At 46.1% G+C, this 18,230-nt stretch carries 17 protein-coding genes; 11 read left to right on the top strand and 6 right to left on the bottom strand.

The genetic code is table 11. The features are described 5' to 3' along the window. The first annotated feature begins 83 nt into the window (after positions 1-83). Positions 84-653, top strand: coding sequence for a flavin reductase family protein (locus Ga0451573_RS11630; RefSeq protein WP_231684305.1), 570 nt, complete (start codon positions 84-86; stop codon positions 651-653). A gap of 12 nt (positions 654-665) precedes the next feature. Here the strand turns inward: Ga0451573_RS11630 and Ga0451573_RS11625 are convergent, their stop codons facing one another. Next, positions 666-1,727 (bottom strand): HD-GYP domain-containing protein, encoded by a 1,062-nt coding sequence (locus Ga0451573_RS11625; RefSeq protein WP_231684304.1) that lies wholly within the window; start codon positions 1,725-1,727, stop codon positions 666-668. Positions 1,728-1,750: 23 nt separating this feature from the next. Then, positions 1,751-2,158: a bacteriohemerythrin gene (locus tag Ga0451573_RS11620; RefSeq protein ID WP_231684303.1), complete on the bottom strand. Its 408-nt coding sequence runs from the start codon at positions 2,156-2,158 to the stop codon at positions 1,751-1,753. Positions 2,159-2,355: 197 nt separating this feature from the next. Between Ga0451573_RS11620 and Ga0451573_RS11615 the strand changes: the two genes are divergently transcribed. The 4 genes from Ga0451573_RS11615 (at position 2,356) to Ga0451573_RS11600 (ending at position 5,469) form a co-directional block, all read left to right on the top strand. Continuing rightward, on the top strand, positions 2,356-3,033 hold the full coding sequence (locus Ga0451573_RS11615) for a tetratricopeptide repeat protein (RefSeq protein WP_231684302.1): 678 nt from the start codon (positions 2,356-2,358) through the stop codon (positions 3,031-3,033). 194 nt (positions 3,034-3,227) lie between these two features. Then, the gene (gene rplM / locus Ga0451573_RS11610; protein WP_231684383.1) at positions 3,228-3,650 is read left to right on the top strand and encodes a 50S ribosomal protein L13; all 423 of its coding nucleotides are present in this window, start codon (positions 3,228-3,230) and stop codon (positions 3,648-3,650) included. Positions 3,651-3,715: 65 nt separating this feature from the next. After that, the gene (gene rpsI, locus Ga0451573_RS11605; RefSeq protein WP_231684301.1) at positions 3,716-4,108 is read left to right on the top strand and encodes a 30S ribosomal protein S9; all 393 of its coding nucleotides are present in this window, start codon (positions 3,716-3,718) and stop codon (positions 4,106-4,108) included. A 266-nt stretch (positions 4,109-4,374) separates the two neighbouring features. After that, positions 4,375-5,469: a hypothetical protein gene (locus Ga0451573_RS11600; RefSeq protein WP_231684300.1), complete on the top strand. Its 1,095-nt coding sequence runs from the start codon at positions 4,375-4,377 to the stop codon at positions 5,467-5,469. A gap of 53 nt (positions 5,470-5,522) precedes the next feature. On the opposite strand, the gene cwlD is transcribed toward Ga0451573_RS11600, so the two are convergent. Next, a complete protein-coding gene (cwlD, locus tag Ga0451573_RS11595) occupies positions 5,523-6,248 on the bottom strand; it encodes an N-acetylmuramoyl-L-alanine amidase CwlD (protein WP_231684299.1) in 726 nt (241 codons plus the stop codon). Between the two features lie 157 nt (positions 6,249-6,405). Here cwlD and amrA point away from each other — a divergent pair, with 157 nt between their 5' ends. Beyond that, positions 6,406-7,806 (top strand): AmmeMemoRadiSam system protein A, encoded by a 1,401-nt coding sequence (gene amrA / locus Ga0451573_RS11590; RefSeq protein WP_231684298.1) that lies wholly within the window; start codon positions 6,406-6,408, stop codon positions 7,804-7,806. A gap of 10 nt (positions 7,807-7,816) precedes the next feature. Then, on the top strand, positions 7,817-8,812 hold the full coding sequence (gene amrS, locus Ga0451573_RS11585; RefSeq protein ID WP_231684297.1) for an AmmeMemoRadiSam system radical SAM enzyme: 996 nt from the start codon (positions 7,817-7,819) through the stop codon (positions 8,810-8,812). 178 nt (positions 8,813-8,990) lie between these two features. Here amrS and Ga0451573_RS11580 read toward each other — a convergent pair whose 3' ends face one another. Next, entirely contained in the window at positions 8,991-9,275 is a 285-nt protein-coding gene (locus tag Ga0451573_RS11580; protein ID WP_231684296.1) for a hypothetical protein, read from the bottom strand. 327 nt (positions 9,276-9,602) lie between these two features. Between Ga0451573_RS11580 and Ga0451573_RS11575 the strand changes: the two genes are divergently transcribed. From Ga0451573_RS11575 to Ga0451573_RS11565, 3 genes are read left to right on the top strand one after another with little or no spacing between them, the layout of a single operon-like run. Beyond that, positions 9,603-10,790, top strand: coding sequence for a hydrogenase small subunit (locus Ga0451573_RS11575; protein ID WP_231684295.1), 1,188 nt, complete (start codon positions 9,603-9,605; stop codon positions 10,788-10,790). A 4-nt stretch (positions 10,791-10,794) separates the two neighbouring features. Then, positions 10,795-12,204, top strand: a complete 1,410-nt coding sequence (locus Ga0451573_RS11570) for a nickel-dependent hydrogenase large subunit (RefSeq protein ID WP_231684294.1) — start codon at positions 10,795-10,797, stop codon at positions 12,202-12,204. 18 nt (positions 12,205-12,222) lie between these two features. After that, positions 12,223-12,801: a cytochrome b/b6 domain-containing protein gene (locus Ga0451573_RS11565; RefSeq protein WP_231684293.1), complete on the top strand. Its 579-nt coding sequence runs from the start codon at positions 12,223-12,225 to the stop codon at positions 12,799-12,801. 21 nt (positions 12,802-12,822) lie between these two features. On the opposite strand, the gene Ga0451573_RS11560 is transcribed toward Ga0451573_RS11565, so the two are convergent. After that, positions 12,823-14,262 (bottom strand): PAS domain S-box protein, encoded by a 1,440-nt coding sequence (locus Ga0451573_RS11560; RefSeq protein WP_231684292.1) that lies wholly within the window; start codon positions 14,260-14,262, stop codon positions 12,823-12,825. After that, a complete protein-coding gene (locus Ga0451573_RS11555; protein ID WP_231684291.1) occupies positions 14,259-16,529 on the bottom strand; it encodes an MASE3 domain-containing protein in 2,271 nt (756 codons plus the stop codon). Before Ga0451573_RS11555 ends, Ga0451573_RS11560 begins: the two co-directional genes overlap by 4 nt. A 269-nt stretch (positions 16,530-16,798) precedes the next feature. Between Ga0451573_RS11555 and argC the strand changes: the two genes are divergently transcribed. Continuing rightward, positions 16,799-17,839, top strand: coding sequence for an N-acetyl-gamma-glutamyl-phosphate reductase (argC, locus tag Ga0451573_RS11550; RefSeq protein WP_231684290.1), 1,041 nt, complete (start codon positions 16,799-16,801; stop codon positions 17,837-17,839). The last annotated feature ends 391 nt before the right edge of the window (positions 17,840-18,230 follow it).

Here is an 18,230-nt window from a genome sequence, read left to right as displayed (position 1 = left end):
CAGGTCATTATAGGGCGTGTAAACAGTCATCTCATAAATTCCCGGCATACTGTATATAATTAACTTAAATCTAAAATTAGGGGATGATTACCATAAATAAAGTTACCAAACAGGCATCCACCATACTCTTTCCTGTCCCTGCGGTGCTGGTAACCTGCCAGTCTGGTGACAGCGCCCCAAATATTATTACTATTGCGTGGACGGGGATTATGAACAGTTCACCACCGATGGTATATATAGGAGTACAGCCTTCAAGGCATTCATACAGCTTGATAAAAGAATCCGGCGAGTATGTTATTAATATACCTTCATCTGATTGGATCAGGGTAGTGGATTACTGTGGCACCGTATCCGGCAGGACAGTTGACAAGTTCAAGGAAAAACACCTGAACCCGATACCGGCTGCCCACGTAAAACCTCCCTTAATTAACGAATGTCCGGTTAATATGGAATGCAGGGTCAGGCAGGTCATCAGTCTCGGTAGTCATGATGTGTTCATAGCTGAAGTTCTGGCGGTACATTTCGATGAAAATGTGCTGGATGAAAAAGGCAGGCCTGACCTGGACAGAATACGGCCTGTAGGATATGGAGCAGGGGAATACCGGCTGATGGCGGACATCCTGGGACAGCATGGCTGTTCGAGAACGGAATAGAATTGCCTGGTTCTACTGATCAAGGATATCCTCAATTGCCAGTTCCAGATGTTCGGCAAGATTAACGTTCAAAGGCTTGGGGAGATGCCCTTTATTAGTCCAGAAAAGGCGTACTACCGGCCTGGTGGGGATACCGTTGTTTTGTTTAGTGACAATTCCAGACCTGCCATCATTAAGGGTAACTCTGGTGCCTTGGGGATAGAGGGCCACTTTCTCAATAAAACGGTCCAGGATGCGGCTGTCAAACTGTTCCCTTGAGTTCTCGGCAAGATACTGGCAGACCTTGTGGACAGGGATTGATTTCCGGTAACAGCGGTCACTTGTCATGGCATCATAAACATCTGCGATGGCACTGATACGGGCAAATTCAATGATTTGGTCACCTTTTAGCCTTCTAGGGTAGCCCGAACCATCGTGGCGTTCGTGGTGCTGTAAGGCTACATGGGCTGAGGTGAGTTTGATCCCAGGGCTTTTTCTCAGGGTTTCAAATCCGAGCCAGGTGTGTTTTTTTACAATTTCGTATTCTTCATCTGTTAATTTCCCCGGCTTGTTTATAATATCCGGAGGTATCTGAGTTTTGCCTATGTCATGGAGGAGCACACCCATGCCAAGGTCTTTGAGCCGGTCCTTGCGGTAATGGAGACATATGCCGATAACGACGGAAATCACAGTTACATTTACCGAATGGCTGAAAGTGTAATCATCATAAGAACGGATATCGGATAAGTTGAGCATCATTTCCCTGTTTTTCATCAGGTCGTCAATTATACAATCTACTGCTTTGCCAACCGGAGCTGTATGAACAACATCGTTCTTCGCAACATTTTGCATAATGCCTCGGATGCAGTTAACTGCCTGTACCCTGGTTTCCTCAGAAATGACCTCATCAAGACTAATGTCATCAATCAAACCGTCATCCACGAAAATGGAGGTAAAGCCGAGTTCTATTAAACGTTTTACATAGCGGCCGGTGAGGACTGTGCCAGCGCTTAGAAGAACCTGCCCCTTGGAATTATATATGGTTTTAGATATTCGTGAACCAACTTGAATGTTAGTTATATTTATCTTTCGCATAACACACCTCGGAAAAATAAGCTTTAATTTAATCCTTTTTCACTTAAAAAAGGCCCCAGTTTTTTGTCAGTACTCTGAATGTGGTTTACCAGCCAGTCCTTTAGGAAATTCATAATTTCAATTGAAAGGGACATTTTGCCTTCATTATATCCCTTCTGAAACTCAGAAACCTTGTCCACAAATTTTTTATGTTCTGACCTATGGGGCAGCATCCATGGATAGCTGTACTTGATCATGAATTTTTCCTCTGTGGAAAAATGAGATACTGTATAATCTACCAGCTCCTGGATTACTTTGGAAACAGCCTGTTTTCCCTTTCCGATCATCATAGCATCATGCAGGTTATTGATTAACTGGACCAGGGCCTTATGCTGGTCATCAATAAGCCTGATACCGGTAATAAATTTGTCATCCCAAGAAATGTAAGACATAATCAAGCCCCCTCTTTGTTTTAACCAATTATTCGACATAATTTGACAATACCCTGTTTGTGACACGTAAAAACTGCAAAAATTGCCGAAAAAAAATCAATTCCGATAAAACTTAAATGGAAATTTTGGATAACAGTTACAGTAAAGGTATGATAAAATAGTTGTATATGGTAAATTATATTGGTAGGGTGATAGCATTGTTCAAAGGTCTGGGATTATACTTTTTGTTGTCATTTTTGACGCGAAGCCCGCTGCTGGCGCTGGTCATTATTTTTTTGATTTATGCCTTTATGGACCGGGCATATATTGGTTTCCTGCCTGATTTCCTGGCCCCCTTCAGGCGGAACAGCCGCATTCAACAGCTCCGCGGGGTTTTGCGGATTAACCCTGCTGATGCCAATGCTGCACAGGAACTGGGGAGTATCTATTTTGAAAAGAAAAGTTATAACAGCGCTCTGGAATATCTGAATAAAGCCCTTGAAAAAGTAACCAATTCTCCAAGACTGTATCTTTACCTCGGAATGACATATATGGAATTGCAGCAGGAGGATCAGGGAAAGGAAGCGCTGGAAAAGGCGCTGGAACTTGACCCGCGGGTGGGGCACGGGCTCCTGTACATTTATTTGACCAGATATGAACTAACTCATAAAGGATCACGGTCCGAAAAATTTAAGCAGCTAGCCGGTTCTTTTGCCAATTTTGCCAATACTGAAAATTTATACCGGATGGGTATGGTGTACAAAAAAACAGGTGATAAGCAGAAGGCAAATGAAATGTTCCTTAAGGCTTTGGAAGAATATTCATATGTGCCAGGCCGGCTCAGGAAGCTGCACCGCAGGTGGGCGCTTTTGGCACGACTGCACAGTCTTTTTTGAAACCGTTTTGCTTGACATTTGACTACTTTTTGTAATAAAATATATGCGTGACTTTATAACTAAATAATCCACTGCCCCGGATTATTGAATGCTGCGACCAGTGGTAGATGGCAGCGGCTCATAAAGTAACATTTTACTATATTTATGGCAATATTAGATTCATAGGTAAGGAGGGAACAAAATTGAGTACTTATATGGCTAAGCCAGATGAGATAAAGAAAAACTGGTACGTGATAGACGCTGAAGGCAAGCCGCTGGGACGGGTTGCCACTGAAATCGCCCGGGTTTTGCGGGGCAAGCATAAGCCAATCTTCACTCCGCATGTTGATACCGGAGATTTTGTTATTGTAATCAATGCAGAAAAGGTTCAGCTTACAGGTAAAAAGCTGCAGCAGAAGCAATATGTTCGCCATTCAGGTTATCCCGGTGGCTTAAAGACTATGTCATACGAGCGTCTGCTCAAAGAAAAGCCGGAACGTGCGATTGAAAAGGCGGTAAAAGGCATGCTGCCACATAATCGGCTGGGACGTGCCCAGGGACGTAAGCTTAAGGTTTACAGTGGTTCGGAACATCCACATGCAGCTCAGCTTCCGGAAAAATGGGATTTTGCAGTTTAACTGTCTACATGGATTGGAAGAGTTAACGGATAGAAGAGTTTAACGGATGGAAGGAGGAATAAACATTGGCACAGGTTCAATTTCAGGGAACAGGCCGCAGGAAGAACGCGATTGCACGCGTAAGGCTGTTGCCTGGTGAAGGTAAATTAATAGTAAATAGCAGGCCCTTGGATGCATATTTTGGTAAGAAGACCCTTGAAATGATTGTTAAGCAGCCGCTTAATCTGACTAACACCCTTGCTCAGTATGATATTCTGGCAAAGGTTGAGGGAGGCGGCACAACGGGTCAGGCAGGGGCTATGCGTTTAGGTATTGCCAGGGCTTTAATCAAGGCTGATCCCAATTTGCGTTCCGCATTGAAAAAAGCCGGGTTCCTGACCAGAGACCCGAGGATGAAAGAAAGAAAAAAATATGGTCTCAGAAAAGCGCGGAGAGCTCCTCAGTTTTCCAAGCGTTAATAAGGGGACTGGAAATTACGCCGGTTTTAAGGGAAGGTATTTATTACCTTCCCTTTTAGTATGTCTCTTTTGTCCAAATTGCGAGAGCAGCTTGATGTAAGCAGGAGGACACGATGTAGTGCTATCCATCACAGTAGAAATATCAGAAATTTCATTAAAAATAACTAGAGAAACTGTGCAACCAAAAGAGGAATATAACTGTTTTAATAGAATAATTTAAATTAGGACTTTTATATATTTTGGTAGAAAGGAGGGGAAAAAGAAAAATGAATAGGGAAAGACTGCATAAGTGGTCCCTAAAGACAGCAACATTGTTCACTGCACTGCTTGTGATCTTAGCTTTTATGGTTGTGGGCTGCGGGCCCAAAACTGCTCCGACTTCCGGTGAGAAAACTGCCCCGGCGGGTACTTCTACGGGGGCAAAAAATACTTCCGGTGAGGACAAGGGGGCTCCGGCTAAGGTTAATAATACTACCATAGCCCAAACCCAATGTACAGAGTGTCACGAAATGTGGCCTGAAATCGCTACATGGCAGACTTCGGTCCATGCCAAGGTTGACTGTCTGGAGTGCCACGAGGGGTATAACCCGACTCAGAATAAGGCAGCTCATGATGGTAAGTCATTCCAGAAGCCGATTGCACTGCGGAATACTACTGTCAGTGACGAGGCATGCCAAAGCTGTCACGCTATGGAGAACAGGGATGCTACACTGCTTCCTGACTTGATTGCACCTCACTCCAAGCACGCTGCAGCTAAGATTTCATGTCTCGAATGCCATAGGTTTACTACTCACGGGAATATCGCAGAACGTAAGGTTACTACGAGAGCAGAATTTGCTGATTATAACCAGTGGAGCCCACAGATGGCCAACAAGGCTGCACCTGGTGTACAGCGTCGTCCTAACATGTTTGTTTGTATTAAATGCCATGAATCCCGCAGTGTAACTACAAAGTGTTCTGCCTGCCACTACTGGCCTGACAGAGCAACCCTGCCTTCACACGAGAATCCTCAGTGGGGCAGTATTCACGGCAAGGCCGGTCGTCAGGATGTTGATAACTGTAGTAAGTGCCACTATGATAAAGAGAGCCAGAAATTTGCAACTCCTTCCACAGGAGATCAAATTGCTGACTTTGCAAGGGCAAACAGTTATTGCTACGGCTGTCACCTGAAACGGCCAACTAATCACGATTCCCAATGGATGGGTAAACACCCGCAGATGGCTAATGAGAAAGGCCTGCCAAACTGCTTTGCGTGCCATGATAAGAATCAGCCCGGCGCCAATGTAACAGGTACATATTGTAATACCTGTCACTGGTTCCAGGCACCTGCACCGCCCGCAGCAGAGGAAAAGAAAGAATAAATTATCAAAGGAGTGCCTGATGACAGGCACTCCTTTGATAATAAGGAGATTGATTATTGTCCGCCCTGAGGCGCTTCACCTGCTTTTTCGGCATAGTAGTTAGCGATACCGGCATAAATTGCATAAGCAAGCTTACGCTGGTATTCATTTTTAACCATCAGTTTTGCTTCCGCGGGATTGGAAATAAAGCCAATTTCTACAATAACCGCAGGCATCTTTGTATTTCGGGTGGTGTAGTAATCCTCGGGTTTTGCCTTTCGGGTTGTATTTTTCATGACCCCGATTAGTTCTGACTGAATTGCTTCAGCCAGTTTTTTACTTTCGGGCTGGTTTTTCTGGTAAAAGGTCTGGGCCCCCCGCCACCTGGAGGAAGGGAAAGAGTTGACATGGATACTAATATATAGGTCTGCATTTTTCTTATTAGCTATATCCACTCTCAGGGCCAGGTCCTCACGCTTCCGCCTGTTCAGTTCAGTATCTGTGGTTCTGGTCATAATGACATTTGCCCCAGCCTGGTTCAGGATTTTTTTTAGGTGATTTCCTGTTTTGAGTACAATTTCTTTTTCCAGCAGTCCATTAAAGCCAACAGCCCCGGGGTCGATCCCGCCATGGCCGGGGTCAACTATAATCAGGCGGTTGGCGATTGCCCATGAGGTTGCTGGGGCTGCCTGATTAAGCGACATAACGGAACCCAGGCCAAGAGTCACAGTTAGAGCTGCTGCCACGACCAAGAGGCCGATTTTTTTTACCCGGAGTGCTTTTATATAGACCAGGCGCAAATGTATTCCTCCTAACTATCTTTTCTTTTAACAATATGCGGTCTATAGGATGGCCTATGCCACTAAAATGAAGGAATTTCCAACAGGCTATAGAAATACCACATGTTGGATAATAATAAAAATGGAAGGCTAAAATATGACTAAAGGGGGTGCACTGTTGAGTAACATAGTTTTTTACGGCGTAGCGCCCCATCCTCCGATACTGCTGCCGGAGGTGGGGGGAGCAGACTCGAAGAAGGTTGACCGGACGTTTACAGCCATGCAGAAATTTGCCTCACAGATAATCGAGAGCGGGGCTGAGATAGTTATCATAATTTCCCCTCATGGCGCTGTTTTCTCTGACGGGGTGGCTATAACCGGAAGTGTTACCACATCAGGGGACTTAAAGCAATTTAGAGCTGACCTGAATTTTAAGTATAGTAATGATCCGGTTCTGGTGAACGAAATAATCCAACAGGCCGGAAAAAGAGGAATTGCGGCACTTGCTATAGATGATTACTTGGCAGGTGAGTACGGAATTACAACAAGGCTTGACCATGGTGTGCTTGTGCCTATGTATTTTCTTAACAGAGCCGGAGTTGATCTCCCGGTTGTGCCAGTTTCCATGAGTATGCTGCCTTTTGAGGAATTATATGCTTTCGGGGCCGCCATCAAGGATGCATGTACCAGACATGGGAAAAAGGCGGCTCTGATTGCCAGCGGCGACATGAGTCACCGCCTGACCCCGGATGCTACTGCAGGCTATTCTGAAAAAGGGGCTGTTTTTGACCGGGCAGTTGTTGACCTTCTCGCAAAGAAAGACTTCAGAGGTATCCTCAACATCGACCTGGAATTAGCTGAGGCTGCCGGTGAATGCGGTCTGCGTTCAATTATCATGATGCTTGGGGCTGCAGATGGAGTAAAGGTGGATACCGAAGTATTGTCATATGAAGGGCCGTTCGGAGTTGGCTACATGGTGGCGGTACTGAAACCTTTGGGAGGGGAATCTGAAAGCCTCTTGGAGAGTATATTTAACGAGCGGGCAGAAAAAATTGGAGCACAACGTGCGGGAGAAAGTGAATTGGTTAGCCTTGCCAGAATGGCTCTGGAGAGATATGTAAGGGAAGGGAAGAAAATATATCCTGATACCGGGAGCAGTCCTGTACTGGAAGAAAAAGCCGGGGTTTTTGTATCTCTCAAGAAACACGGCCAGCTCAGGGGCTGTATTGGGACAATAATGCCGACAACTGATAACATCGGCTTTGAAATTATTAATAATGCCATCAGCGCCGGAACCGGAGACCCCAGGTTTGAACCGGTGGAGCCGGGTGAACTTGATGAGCTGGTATATTCGGTAGATGTCTTAAAACCTGCTGAGCCCATAAATAACATGAGCCAGCTTGATGTCAGGCGTTATGGGGTTATAGTACGCAGCGGCAGAAGGTCAGGCCTGCTGCTGCCAAACCTTGAGGGGATTGATACAGTGGAGCAGCAGGTTAGTATAGCCAGGCAAAAAGCGGGTATTGGACCTGACGAGCCGGTTCAGCTACAGCGTTTCGAAGTTGTCAGATATTATTAGGAGGGTCAATATGAATCAGGCAATGTTTTGGGAGGGTATTGGCAATGACAGGGTACTGTGCCTTCTGTGCCCTCAGAAGTGTGTTATTGCTGACGGGAAAAGGGGTTTCTGCCGGGTGAGGCAAAATGACGGGGGAGTGCTATATACTGCTAATTACGCTCAGGTTTCAGCACACAGTATTGATCCTATAGAAAAGAAGCCGCTGTACCATTTCTATCCCGGAGCGCACATCTTTTCGGTGGGCACCTTTGGGTGCAACCTGCGCTGCGGTTTCTGTCAGAACTGGAGTATTGCCCACGGTGACCCGCCATCGGTAACTTTTTTGCCTGAACAGCTTGCTGCCGCTGCCGCTGAGGAAGATGGCGGCAGTAATTCTATAGGAATCGCCTATACGTATTCCGAGCCTTTTATGTGGTATGAATATGTATATGATACAGCGAAACTGGCCAGAGACAGTGGGCTCAAAAACGTGCTGGTGACAAATGGTTTTATCAATCCTGAACCCCTGAAGAAAATCCTGCCCTTTATTGATGCCATGAATATTGATGTCAAGGGTTTTTCGGACAGTTACTACAATGAAACGTGTGTGGGAGAACTACATCCGGTCCTGCGGGCTGTTGAGACTGCCAGCGCCTATTGTCATGTTGAGATTACCACTCTTCTGGTGACCGGTTTAAATGATTCGAAGGAGGAAATCAGCCGGTTGGCTGACTGGCTGGCTGGAATTAACAAAGACATCCCCCTGCATCTTTCACGCTATTTTCCCAATTATAAAATGCAATTGCCTCCCACACCTTTATATGTTATGGAGGAGGCCAGAGATGAAGCGCTGCGGAAACTGAATTATGTTTACCTCGGCAATGTTCCCGGCTCAGAGGCCTCCAGCACATATTGCCCGGAGTGTGGGGCATTAATCATTGACCGCCGGGGTTACAGAGCTATGGAAACAGGTCTGGAAAACCAAAAATGCCGCAAATGCGGCAGGGATATTGCGATTATCCTATAGGTTCACAGATTGCATAACTCGTTTTGTGGCGTTAATGCCTGCAAAGGCGGTCTACAGTACTGCCTAATCCACCTATTTTCTCCTTTAAGTCAAAAGCAAGATAGTTCCCTATCTTGCTTGATTTAACATTCCCTACTTATAGGCAAGGATTTCCTAATGTCCTTGAGCCGCTGCCTTATCAATCAGCAGAGTTATCCTGCTCATTTTGGTTATAGATGGTTACCAGGTCATAAAGGTGGTCGACCTTTTCCTGTAACATTATTAGTGCTGTCTGATGTTCCCGGACCTTTCCACTGAACATGTGAACAGAATCGGCAAGTGACCGGGGAGCTGTTTTTTTACCATGAACAACCTTTATCCCACTTTTAGAAAGTGTCATTGCCTTTCCGCTTATTTCCCTGACCATACTGTTTACATATTTAAGTTCTTTTTGAAGTCGCTCGACAATATCAAGCTGTATCATTCTTCTTCTCCTTTGGTTTGAGGCCGCTAAAGCACTTGGTTTAATATTACGAATGCGGTGATTATTTTTTGGGGGGTGGTATTCATAATGAGTTTATCTACCGGAACCTGTGGATATACTTTAGATATAATAACCGTTGCTGGGAGGATGAATTATGAACCAAAGCCAGAATTTGAAAGACATTAATAACAGGCTTGAGATTTATAACCTGTTCATGAGAGCTGCTAAGAAGATGAGGGCTGAAAAAAAGCGGGCGCGTTAACGGTTCCCGCATTTTTTCTTTTAAAAAGGGAAAGTATAAAAAGAAAACGGGAGGGGGAAAATTAATTGCTTACAAGGCGGCAGTTCCTCAAAACGGCCATGGCAACCACGGCAGCCCTTCAGTTGTCTGATTTCGTGATCCCACATTTAGCTGAGGCCTTTGCAGGGAGAAAGAAGCCGCCGGTAATCTGGCTTGAGATGATGACCTGCACGGGTGATTTCCTTTCCGTGGCCAATACCCTGCGTCCCGGTATGCGGGAGCTTTTGTTTGACACAATTGACCTCTGCTATAGTAACACCACCATGGCTGCTGAAGGTGATATGGCGATTAAGCATCTTAAGGAGACAGTGGAACGGGAACAGGGAGAATTTATTCTGATTGCAGAAGGAACTGTGCCGTTAAAGGCCGGGGGCAGGTATGGAGCCATCGGGCATCATGCCGATGGCAGTATATTCACCGACCTTGAGGCCATCAGGTTCACTGCTGCCAAGGCAAAATATGTAATGGCAGTAGGAACCTGTGCTTCCTTTGGCGGTCCGTATGCCGCCTACCCGAATCCGTCGGGGTCTGTTCCGGTTCATAAGGTTGTAGACAACCAGGTAATAAATGTCCCCGGCTGTCCGGTACACCCGGATTGGGCATTGGGAACCCTGACCCATTTGCTTCTTTATGGAATTCCGGAATTAGATACATTTAACAGGCCCAAGATCTTCTTTGGCAGGCGGATACATGACTGGTGTCCCCGGAGGCAGCACTTTGACAACGGTGAGTTTGCCACACACCCCGGTGAAGAGAAATGTACTTATAAAATTGGCTGTAAAGGACCGGTAACTTTTGTTGACTGTCCCACCAGGCAGTGGATTGGTGAGCATAACAGCTGGCCGGTTGAAGCCAACACACCGTGTATTGGCTGTGTCAGCCCTGATTTTCCGGATGGTATGTCCCCTTTTTATGCACACCTGCCTGATTTGAATGTACTGGGGCTGAGGACCACAACCGATAAAATCGGAAAAGGCATTGCAGCCATAACTGCAGCAGGGATAGGGATACACCTCACGGCCTCTGTGGCAACCGGGAGGCTGGGCACAACCCTGATAGACGGAACCCGTCCCAAGAGTGGAGGAGTAAAACGTGATATCAGAAAACACTCGGAGGACAAGACACGGGAAGTAGTCTTCGTCCCTGAAGGAACAATCAAAGAAATTAACCTCGGAAGGTATCGGCTGCACGGAAAAAAAGGGAAAAGAAGGTGAGCGTTTGGCAAAATTAATCCGTATCAGTCCGGTAACCCGGATAAACGGCTTTTGGAACCTGGAAGTGGATGTGGATAACGGACGCGTAACTGATGCTCGCAGCAGCGGCATTTTTTTCAGGGGCTTTGAGGAAATCCTTAAGGGAAGGGACCCCAGGGATGCTGCTTACCTAACGGAGCGCATCTGTGGCATCTGCTCAACTGCTCACGCCATTGCAGCGTCCCATGCTATGGAAGATGCCCTGAAAATAGAAATTCCGTCAAATGCAGTTTTATTAAGAAATCTTAGTTTTGGGGCAGACCTGCTGCAAAACCACCTCAGGCATTTTTATCTGCTGACGGTTTTGGATTTTATAAGGGGGCCGGAGCAGCCGCCTTTTATACCGAGATATGAAAGCGATTACCGGCTAAACGGACAGGAGACCGACCGGGTGATCGATAGTTATCGGCAGCATTTTGATATTGCCCGGCTTACCCATGAAATGGTGACTATTTTTGGCGGTAAAGTGCCGCACCAGCACGGCATAATCCCGGGTGGCGTTACTACTCCGCCGACTATTGACAGGATTCAGAATTTTATGGGCTCACTTGATACTGTATTGGAATTTATTCATGAAAGGGCGCTTCCTGATGCCCAACTGGTGGCCCGGAAATATGATGATTATTTTGAAATCGGTCGTGGTTATGAGAATCTCCTGGCATATGGCAATTTTCAGGTTCCCGGAAAAAACAGCGAATATGTGACGCCCTTCGGTGTATATAGCGGTGGCAGGATAGAAAAATTTAATCCGGAACTAATCAGGGAACATGTACACTATTCGTGGTTTGTCCAGGATAGTCCCAAACATCCTGCTGAAGAGGAAACTAATCCTGAACCTGAAAAGGAGGGCGCTTATTCGTGGGTCAAGGCCCCGAGGTATACCGGTAAGCCTTTTGAGACAGGTCCCATTGCCCACCTGTGGATGAAAGGGGAATACCGCAGAGGCATTTCTACAATGGACAGAATTATGGCCCGGGTCATTGAGGCCAAAATCGTTGGCAATATGATGAAAGAGTGGCTGAAACAGCTTGAACCGGGTAAACCCATTTACCGGCCATATGAAATGCCGGACCGGGAAGTGGAAGGGGTGGGCTATACAGGCGCCATGAGAGGGGCGCTGGCTCACTGGGTAAGGTTTAAGGGAAACAAAATCCTTCATTACCAAATTGTCACACCTTCAGCCTGGTACTGCTCACCAAGGGATGGCGCCGGAATGAGAGGCCCCCTTGAGGAGGCCTTGGTGGGAACTCCGATAGCTGATGCCGATAACCCAATTGAAATAGGGCGGGTGGCCCGCTCCTTTGACCCCTGTCTGGCGTGTGCCGTGCACCTGATAAAAATAGACGGCAGCAGGCAGAGCCTGCAAATAATGTAAAAATGAGGGTGATTAAAGTTGCCTCAAAAGGTTTATATCCAGTCCCGGCTCACCAGGCTCTTTCACTGGAGTTCAGTTATTACTGTGACATTCCTGTTGATATCGGGACTTTATATATCCTACCCGGTCGACCTTGGGGATGTTTATGATATGGATATCGCTGTCTTTATGCAGATGACCGCCGGTATTTTGCAATCTGGAATATTTCTTGCCTGGGTATACCACCATCTGGTGACAGGGGCTTACCGGGATATCAGGTTCAGGAGGCAGGATGCCGTTGATTTCAAGGGATTGCTGAAGTACTACTTTTTTATGGAAAAAAACCCCCCTGTTCACGGCAAATATAATGCCGGGCAGAGGCTTATTTATAGTTCCTGGTTTTTTATTTTTATATTTATGTTTATTACCGGCCTGATCCTGTATTCTAGCAATTTCGGATATGTACTCCCATATCCTGTCACTATTCAAAAGGTGCGGTTTTATCACTTCCTGGGCACATTATGGTTCCTGGGTACTGTCCCGCTCCATATTTACCTTGTTCTGACTGAGGATCCGGCAAAACTGCAGGCCATGTTCACCGGTTGGGTCAGGAGGTAAAAGGTGGGTTCAGGAGGCAAATCAGGCTTCGAAATTCACAAAAACTGTTGTTCCCGAAGGACCGGTTTCGAGTTTTACAGTGGCGTTATGCCTGGCAGCTATCCGGTAACAGATGGCCATTCCAAGGCCGATGCCGTTTTCGCGGGTGGTAAAAAAAGGAGTTCCTACTTTTCCCACCACGTCGTCGGGGATACCGGTTCCCTGGTCAGATACCGCCAATACAACAGAGCGGCCTTCGACATATGTCTTTATCAGCAGCGTTCCTCCGGGGGACATTGCCTCCAGACCGTTCCGTGAGAGGTTTTTCAGCAGAAGGATAATTTCTGACTCGTCAAGCTGCAGGTCAGGGGTAATGCCCAGGTCAGTTTTCACCCGCAGACCGGATTGTTTGGCCGTTGTTTTGATTGCGGGAGAGACAGACTGTATGATAATATTGAGATTTTGCACTTTTAAATGAAGGGCTTTATCTTTGGCCAGGAACAGAAACTTCTTGATGATTGAATTGGCCCTGTCCAGTTCTTCCAGCATGAGATTAATCCGGTCCCTGCAGCTGTTTAAATCGTCTTCTTGTTGCATTAACTGCAGGAAACCGCGCACAGTAGTCAGCGGGTTCCTGATTTCATGTCCCAGACCCACCGCAACCTCGCCCACAAGATTTATTTGCTCCAGGTGGGCCATGGTCTTTTCCAGTTCCTTGCGCCGGGTAATGTCCCTGGTACTCAGCACTGCACCTGAAATAATATTGTTCTGATCATAAAGGAGATTTCCGACTGTTTCCATCCAGAGATAGGAACCGTTAATATGCCTGCACCGGAAATCAGTTTTGGCAGGAGCCCTTCCGGATAGAAAGGAGCTGAAGGCAATACTCAGCCTTTCAATATCATCGGGATGTACCAGGTCAAACAGGTGCATCCCAACAACTTTATCCGGATCATAGCCCAGAATTTTATGTATAGATGGACTCAAGTATGTGATGATCCCTTCGGGTGTGGTCTCGGTAATCACATCAAGGACATTATCAGTCATCTTTCTCAAGTTTTCAACATTGATAACAAAAGTAAAGTCAAAACATGTCTTGGCAGCCGGTTGAAAATGCCTGTGTATAATCAGTTCTACAGGAACCCTGGTCCCATCCTTGCGGAAGTACTCCTTTTCGATACGCTGGGGGACGCTTGTGGTTACCAACTTATAGGCAAGACTGATTTCTTTTTTAAGATTCTCGGGAGGTGTGATTGCCATCCATGATGTCTGTACCAGTTCTTCCAGGGTGAATCCGGTCAAATCACAAAATGCCTTGTTGCAGGTTATGTAATTGCCTTCCGCATCACATACCGAAAAGGGCAGGGGGGATTCTTCAATAATCTTAATGGGAATTGAAATTGGGAGCTCAAAGGAGTCCTTAGGCAGCTTTCGGAAAAATGAAGCCGGTGTCTCGGGGTTTGCCGGTTTTGTTTTGATCATCCTGTTTTCCCCATTTCAAAGACTCCGGGCAGTTTGCCTTGGGTGATATCCTGATAAGGGAGGAGTATAGAAAAGGTTGTTCCCTTACCGGGGCTGCTTTCCACTTCAATTCTGCCGCCATGTTCCCTGATAATTTGGTAACATATGCTTAAACCAAGTCCGGTTCCTGTATCCTTAGTAGTGAAAAAAGGTGTCCCCAGCCGGATTTTTTCCTCTGAGGTCATTCCCCTGCCGTTATCTGTAATTTTAATAAACATTTCTTCTGTCAGGTTTTTGATTCCGGTTGTTATCAGAAGTTTAGGGGTCTTAGTCCCAGACATAGCCTCGATGGCATTTTTAACAATATTTAAAATAACCTGCTTTATCTGGCTTTCATCTGCCAGCACCATTTTCTCACCAGGTGATGTTATTAAAGATATATCGACTCCCTGCATAAATGAATGGGTTTCCAGCATCAGACGTAAAGAGTTCATCAGTAGGGTCAGAGATACTGGCTTTAAGTTACAGGGGCAGGGTTTGGCGAAGGAGAGGAAATCGGTAACAACCCTGTTTACATCACCAACTGACCCTTGGATTATATGGGTAAATTCCCTGGTAGATTGTTCGGCAGTTTTTGCCTGGATCAATTGGGTAAACCCCTGGATAGTTGTAAGTGGATTTCTGATTTCATGGACAATCCCGGCAGCCATCTGTCCCAGGACAACCAGCTTCTCCTGCTGGCGCAGCTTTTCCTTGGCAATGTTGGCAGCTGTAATGTCTGATGCTATTGCAATATATCCCATCAACTTCCCTGAAGTACTTAAAATAGATGAAGCATGGAGGATGAGCTCCTTTTTGGTTCCCTTAGGGGTAACCACAGAGATTTCGAAGGTGCGGCTGGGGCACATTTTCGGCAGGGTACCGGAGGGCAGCTTTTTCTTGGAAAACTTCAGGCTTTTGAGCAGCTGCCGGCTGCTGATACCAAGGATGTCGGAGGTATTCATTTCGGTGGCGCTCAAAAATCCCCTATTATACCAAATGATTTCTTTATTTCTGTCAAAGATGACAACCGGGTTGCTCAAAGAACTAAAAATAGGTCGGGTTTGCAGGACCAGGTTTTCTAATTGTTCCGCCTTAGCGGCCTCATCAAAAATATATAAAAAACCCCCGGGTTCAAGGCGCTGGACATCTATGTCAAGTCTGACAGGCTCACCGCACTTGTTCTTGACGGTGCCAAGCTGTTCAAATATCTGCCCTGCTGCTTCCAGACTGTTATCGGGAAGGTGTCGCGAATTTTCTGTGTAAAACTTTTCCGAGGTTTCGGCAGTTGACAGGCCCTTAATATCTTCATGCTCACAGCCGAGGATTTCTCTGGCTCTGAGGTTGGCAAAGGAAAGCCTGAAATCGGAATTGTAGGTTATCAAACCCAGTGGTAATCCGTTCAGTATGCTGTTGAGGTACTTCTGGGAATGTTCCAGTTTGTCGTAGGGAAAGGTAACGGCATTTACAAAAATCCCGCGGAAAAGGAAAAAATACGATATGATTTTTAGAATATGTCTAAAGGTACTAAAAAAGGGGGAGAGGGCATTTGGGAGGGTTGAGCAGAGTTCGGTAAGCACAACGAACATTACGGCAAGGATAATGTATTTTGAGGGTGCATCCTGGGTTCCTGCAGAATTCCTGGCAGTATTCCAGAGCACAACTATAAATATTGCTATAATAAAATATTCGAAGGCCGTCTTGACCGGTGTTACCACTGCATTTTCTGTGGCCAGAAGGGGTAATCTCTCCGGAAAAAACAGAATTAGGTAGGAGATGCCTAGAGCGGATACGAGGGAGGTGGTTAATCCAACCCATTTGTTGATTCTTGCCTTACAGAGCTTCAGGGTCCCAATGAGCAGCATGATCCCCTCGGCGAAACTGCTGAGAGTCCAGTAATAAAGTGTCAGGTCCCTGCGCCCGTCAGGATACAGATTAAAGTCGGGGTAATAAATAACGTGAAATATGTTAAATACAGCAACTGCCACGAATCCGAACCCTATCAGGTGATTGTAAGGTCCGGAACCGGAACGTTCATAGGTAAACCAGACCACTAGAAAAATGACCACGGCTATAAATATACATGTCAGTTCCAGCATGGCATGGCAGAGATTGCTATGGTTTGCCCAGATCTGAGGAGATGCCAGCCTGGCAATTGCGATAGCTGCTATCAGTATTACTATAAATTGTAGGAGAATATTTGGTTGTTTTGTTTCTTTTTCGGGGATTATCAACATATCTGAAGTCATGTTTAGAATTCCCCCTCTGTTTTTTGTAGGTCATTAGTTTTAATATAATAGCATATTTGCTTGAAATAAGTCTCAAATTATGTGTCGAAAAGTTTTTAAATTGATTGTCGAAAAACTGGATAAACTCATACATAAAAGGAAATGTAAACACTGCTGTCGAAAAGAAAAAAACAGCTTGTCTGCTATTGCATTTTTATGCAGTAGTGATGTATAATTATAAATTATTAGGCAGGAAATTTATACCGCTGATTAGAGGAGATGAAAAGAGAATGATTAAGGCAGGAATTATTGGGGCTACCGGTTATACTGGAGTGGAACTAATCAGGATACTGTCCCGCCATCCGGAAGTAGAGTTGGTGGGACTGACATCACAGACCTATTCTCAACAGCGTTTTGACAGTGTGTTTCCCAGTACCGGAGGTTTTTCGGAAGCTGTGTTGGAGGTTCAGGATACACAGTCATTGGCTGAACGGTGTGATGTGATATTTACCGCGCTTCCACACGGTGTCTCAATGGAAGTGGTGCAGGATATGGCTGCGGCAGGTAAAAAGGTCATCGACCTTGGAGCTGACTACAGGTTTGATGACATTAAGACCTATGAAGAGTGGTACAAAGTTACCCATAAGACCCCGGATCTTGCAGCCAGGTCGGTATACGGGCTGCCTGAAATTAACCGGAAGTTGATTTTGGAAGCAGATATCATCGGGAATCCCGGATGCTATCCCACCAGTATTATCCTTGGCCTGGCGCCGCTCTTGAAAAACGGGATGGTAAAAACAGATACTGTGATAGCCGACTCCAAGTCAGGGGTGTCAGGGGGAGGTCGCGGGCTGAATCTGGCTTTCCATTATGCTGAATGTAATGAGAACTTTAAGGCATATAATATCGGAGGACACCGGCATACCCCGGAAATTGAGCAGGAGCTCAGCAAACTGGCCGGGACAGGTGTCACCATTTCTTTTACCCCTCATCTGGTTCCAATGACACGGGGAATCCTCAGTACTATTTACGCATCTCTCGTAAATTCATACTCAACAGACGAGCTTCTTGAGCTATATAAGAATTTTTACAGTGAAGAGTTTTTTGTCAGGGTCCATCCCCGGGGACAGTATCCCCAGACCAAGTGGGTCTATGGATCCAATTTTTGCGATATTGGCCTGACCGTGGATAGCCGGACCGGTAGGGTTGTAGTTGTATCCACAATTGATAATTTGGTTAAAGGAGCATCAGGGCAGGCGGTACAGAACATGAACCTGATGTTTGGGCTAAATGAGAAAACAGGGCTTGATTATGTACCGGTATTTCCGTAAGATGTCTATAGGCAGGTTCCGAAAATGACCGGAAATGGAGTTTGGTGAGCTATTGTAACGATTTTCCGCACTGCTTCCGGAGAAATCTAACCTTGTTCCTGGTGAAGCCACAGACTAAACCGCCAATTTGGCTCTACCCGCAAGGGGCACGCCGGAATCCGTAAGCCGCTAAAGCGGCAACGGCTCCGCTGCTGCCTCAATGGCGGCTTCGCCCTCCGTGGCTCCGGTCTGTGGCTTCACTCAGCGGAACTGCGGTAATATTTCTCGCGGCCTCAGTGCGAGGAAAATCTTGTACAACACCTCACCAAATTCCACAGGCATTTCCGGAGCCAACATAAAGGATAAGGCGCAAAGCCTTGAACATACAGAGGTTTTCTGAGAGACCTAGTTA

Origin of the sequence: Phosphitispora fastidiosa, from assembly GCF_019008365.1 — a bacterium.
GTDB lineage: Bacteria > Bacillota > Thermincolia > Thermincolales > UBA2595 > Phosphitispora > Phosphitispora fastidiosa.
This window is presented reverse-complemented; position numbering and strand designations above follow the sequence as displayed.

What these genes read in the sequence shown, in the direction of transcription:
- Ga0451573_RS11630 (WP_231684305.1), top strand. Translation starts at nt 84, where the DNA reads ATGATTACCATAAATAAAGTTACCAAACAGGCATCCACCATACTCTTT.
- Ga0451573_RS11625 (WP_231684304.1), bottom strand. Translation starts at nt 1,727, where the DNA reads ATGCGAAAGATAAATATAACTAACATTCAAGTTGGTTCACGAATATCT.
- Ga0451573_RS11620 (WP_231684303.1), bottom strand. Translation starts at nt 2,158, where the DNA reads ATGTCTTACATTTCTTGGGATGACAAATTTATTACCGGTATCAGGCTT.
- rplM (WP_231684383.1), top strand. Translation starts at nt 3,228, where the DNA reads ATGGCTAAGCCAGATGAGATAAAGAAAAACTGGTACGTGATAGACGCT.
- Ga0451573_RS11600 (WP_231684300.1), top strand. Translation starts at nt 4,375, where the DNA reads ATGAATAGGGAAAGACTGCATAAGTGGTCCCTAAAGACAGCAACATTG.
- amrS (WP_231684297.1), top strand. Translation starts at nt 7,817, where the DNA reads ATGAATCAGGCAATGTTTTGGGAGGGTATTGGCAATGACAGGGTACTG.
- Ga0451573_RS11580 (WP_231684296.1), bottom strand. Translation starts at nt 9,275, where the DNA reads ATGATACAGCTTGATATTGTCGAGCGACTTCAAAAAGAACTTAAATAT.
- Ga0451573_RS11560 (WP_231684292.1), bottom strand. Translation starts at nt 14,262, where the DNA reads ATGATCAAAACAAAACCGGCAAACCCCGAGACACCGGCTTCATTTTTC.
- Ga0451573_RS11555 (WP_231684291.1), bottom strand. Translation starts at nt 16,529, where the DNA reads ATGACTTCAGATATGTTGATAATCCCCGAAAAAGAAACAAAACAACCA.
- argC (WP_231684290.1), top strand. Translation starts at nt 16,799, where the DNA reads ATGATTAAGGCAGGAATTATTGGGGCTACCGGTTATACTGGAGTGGAA.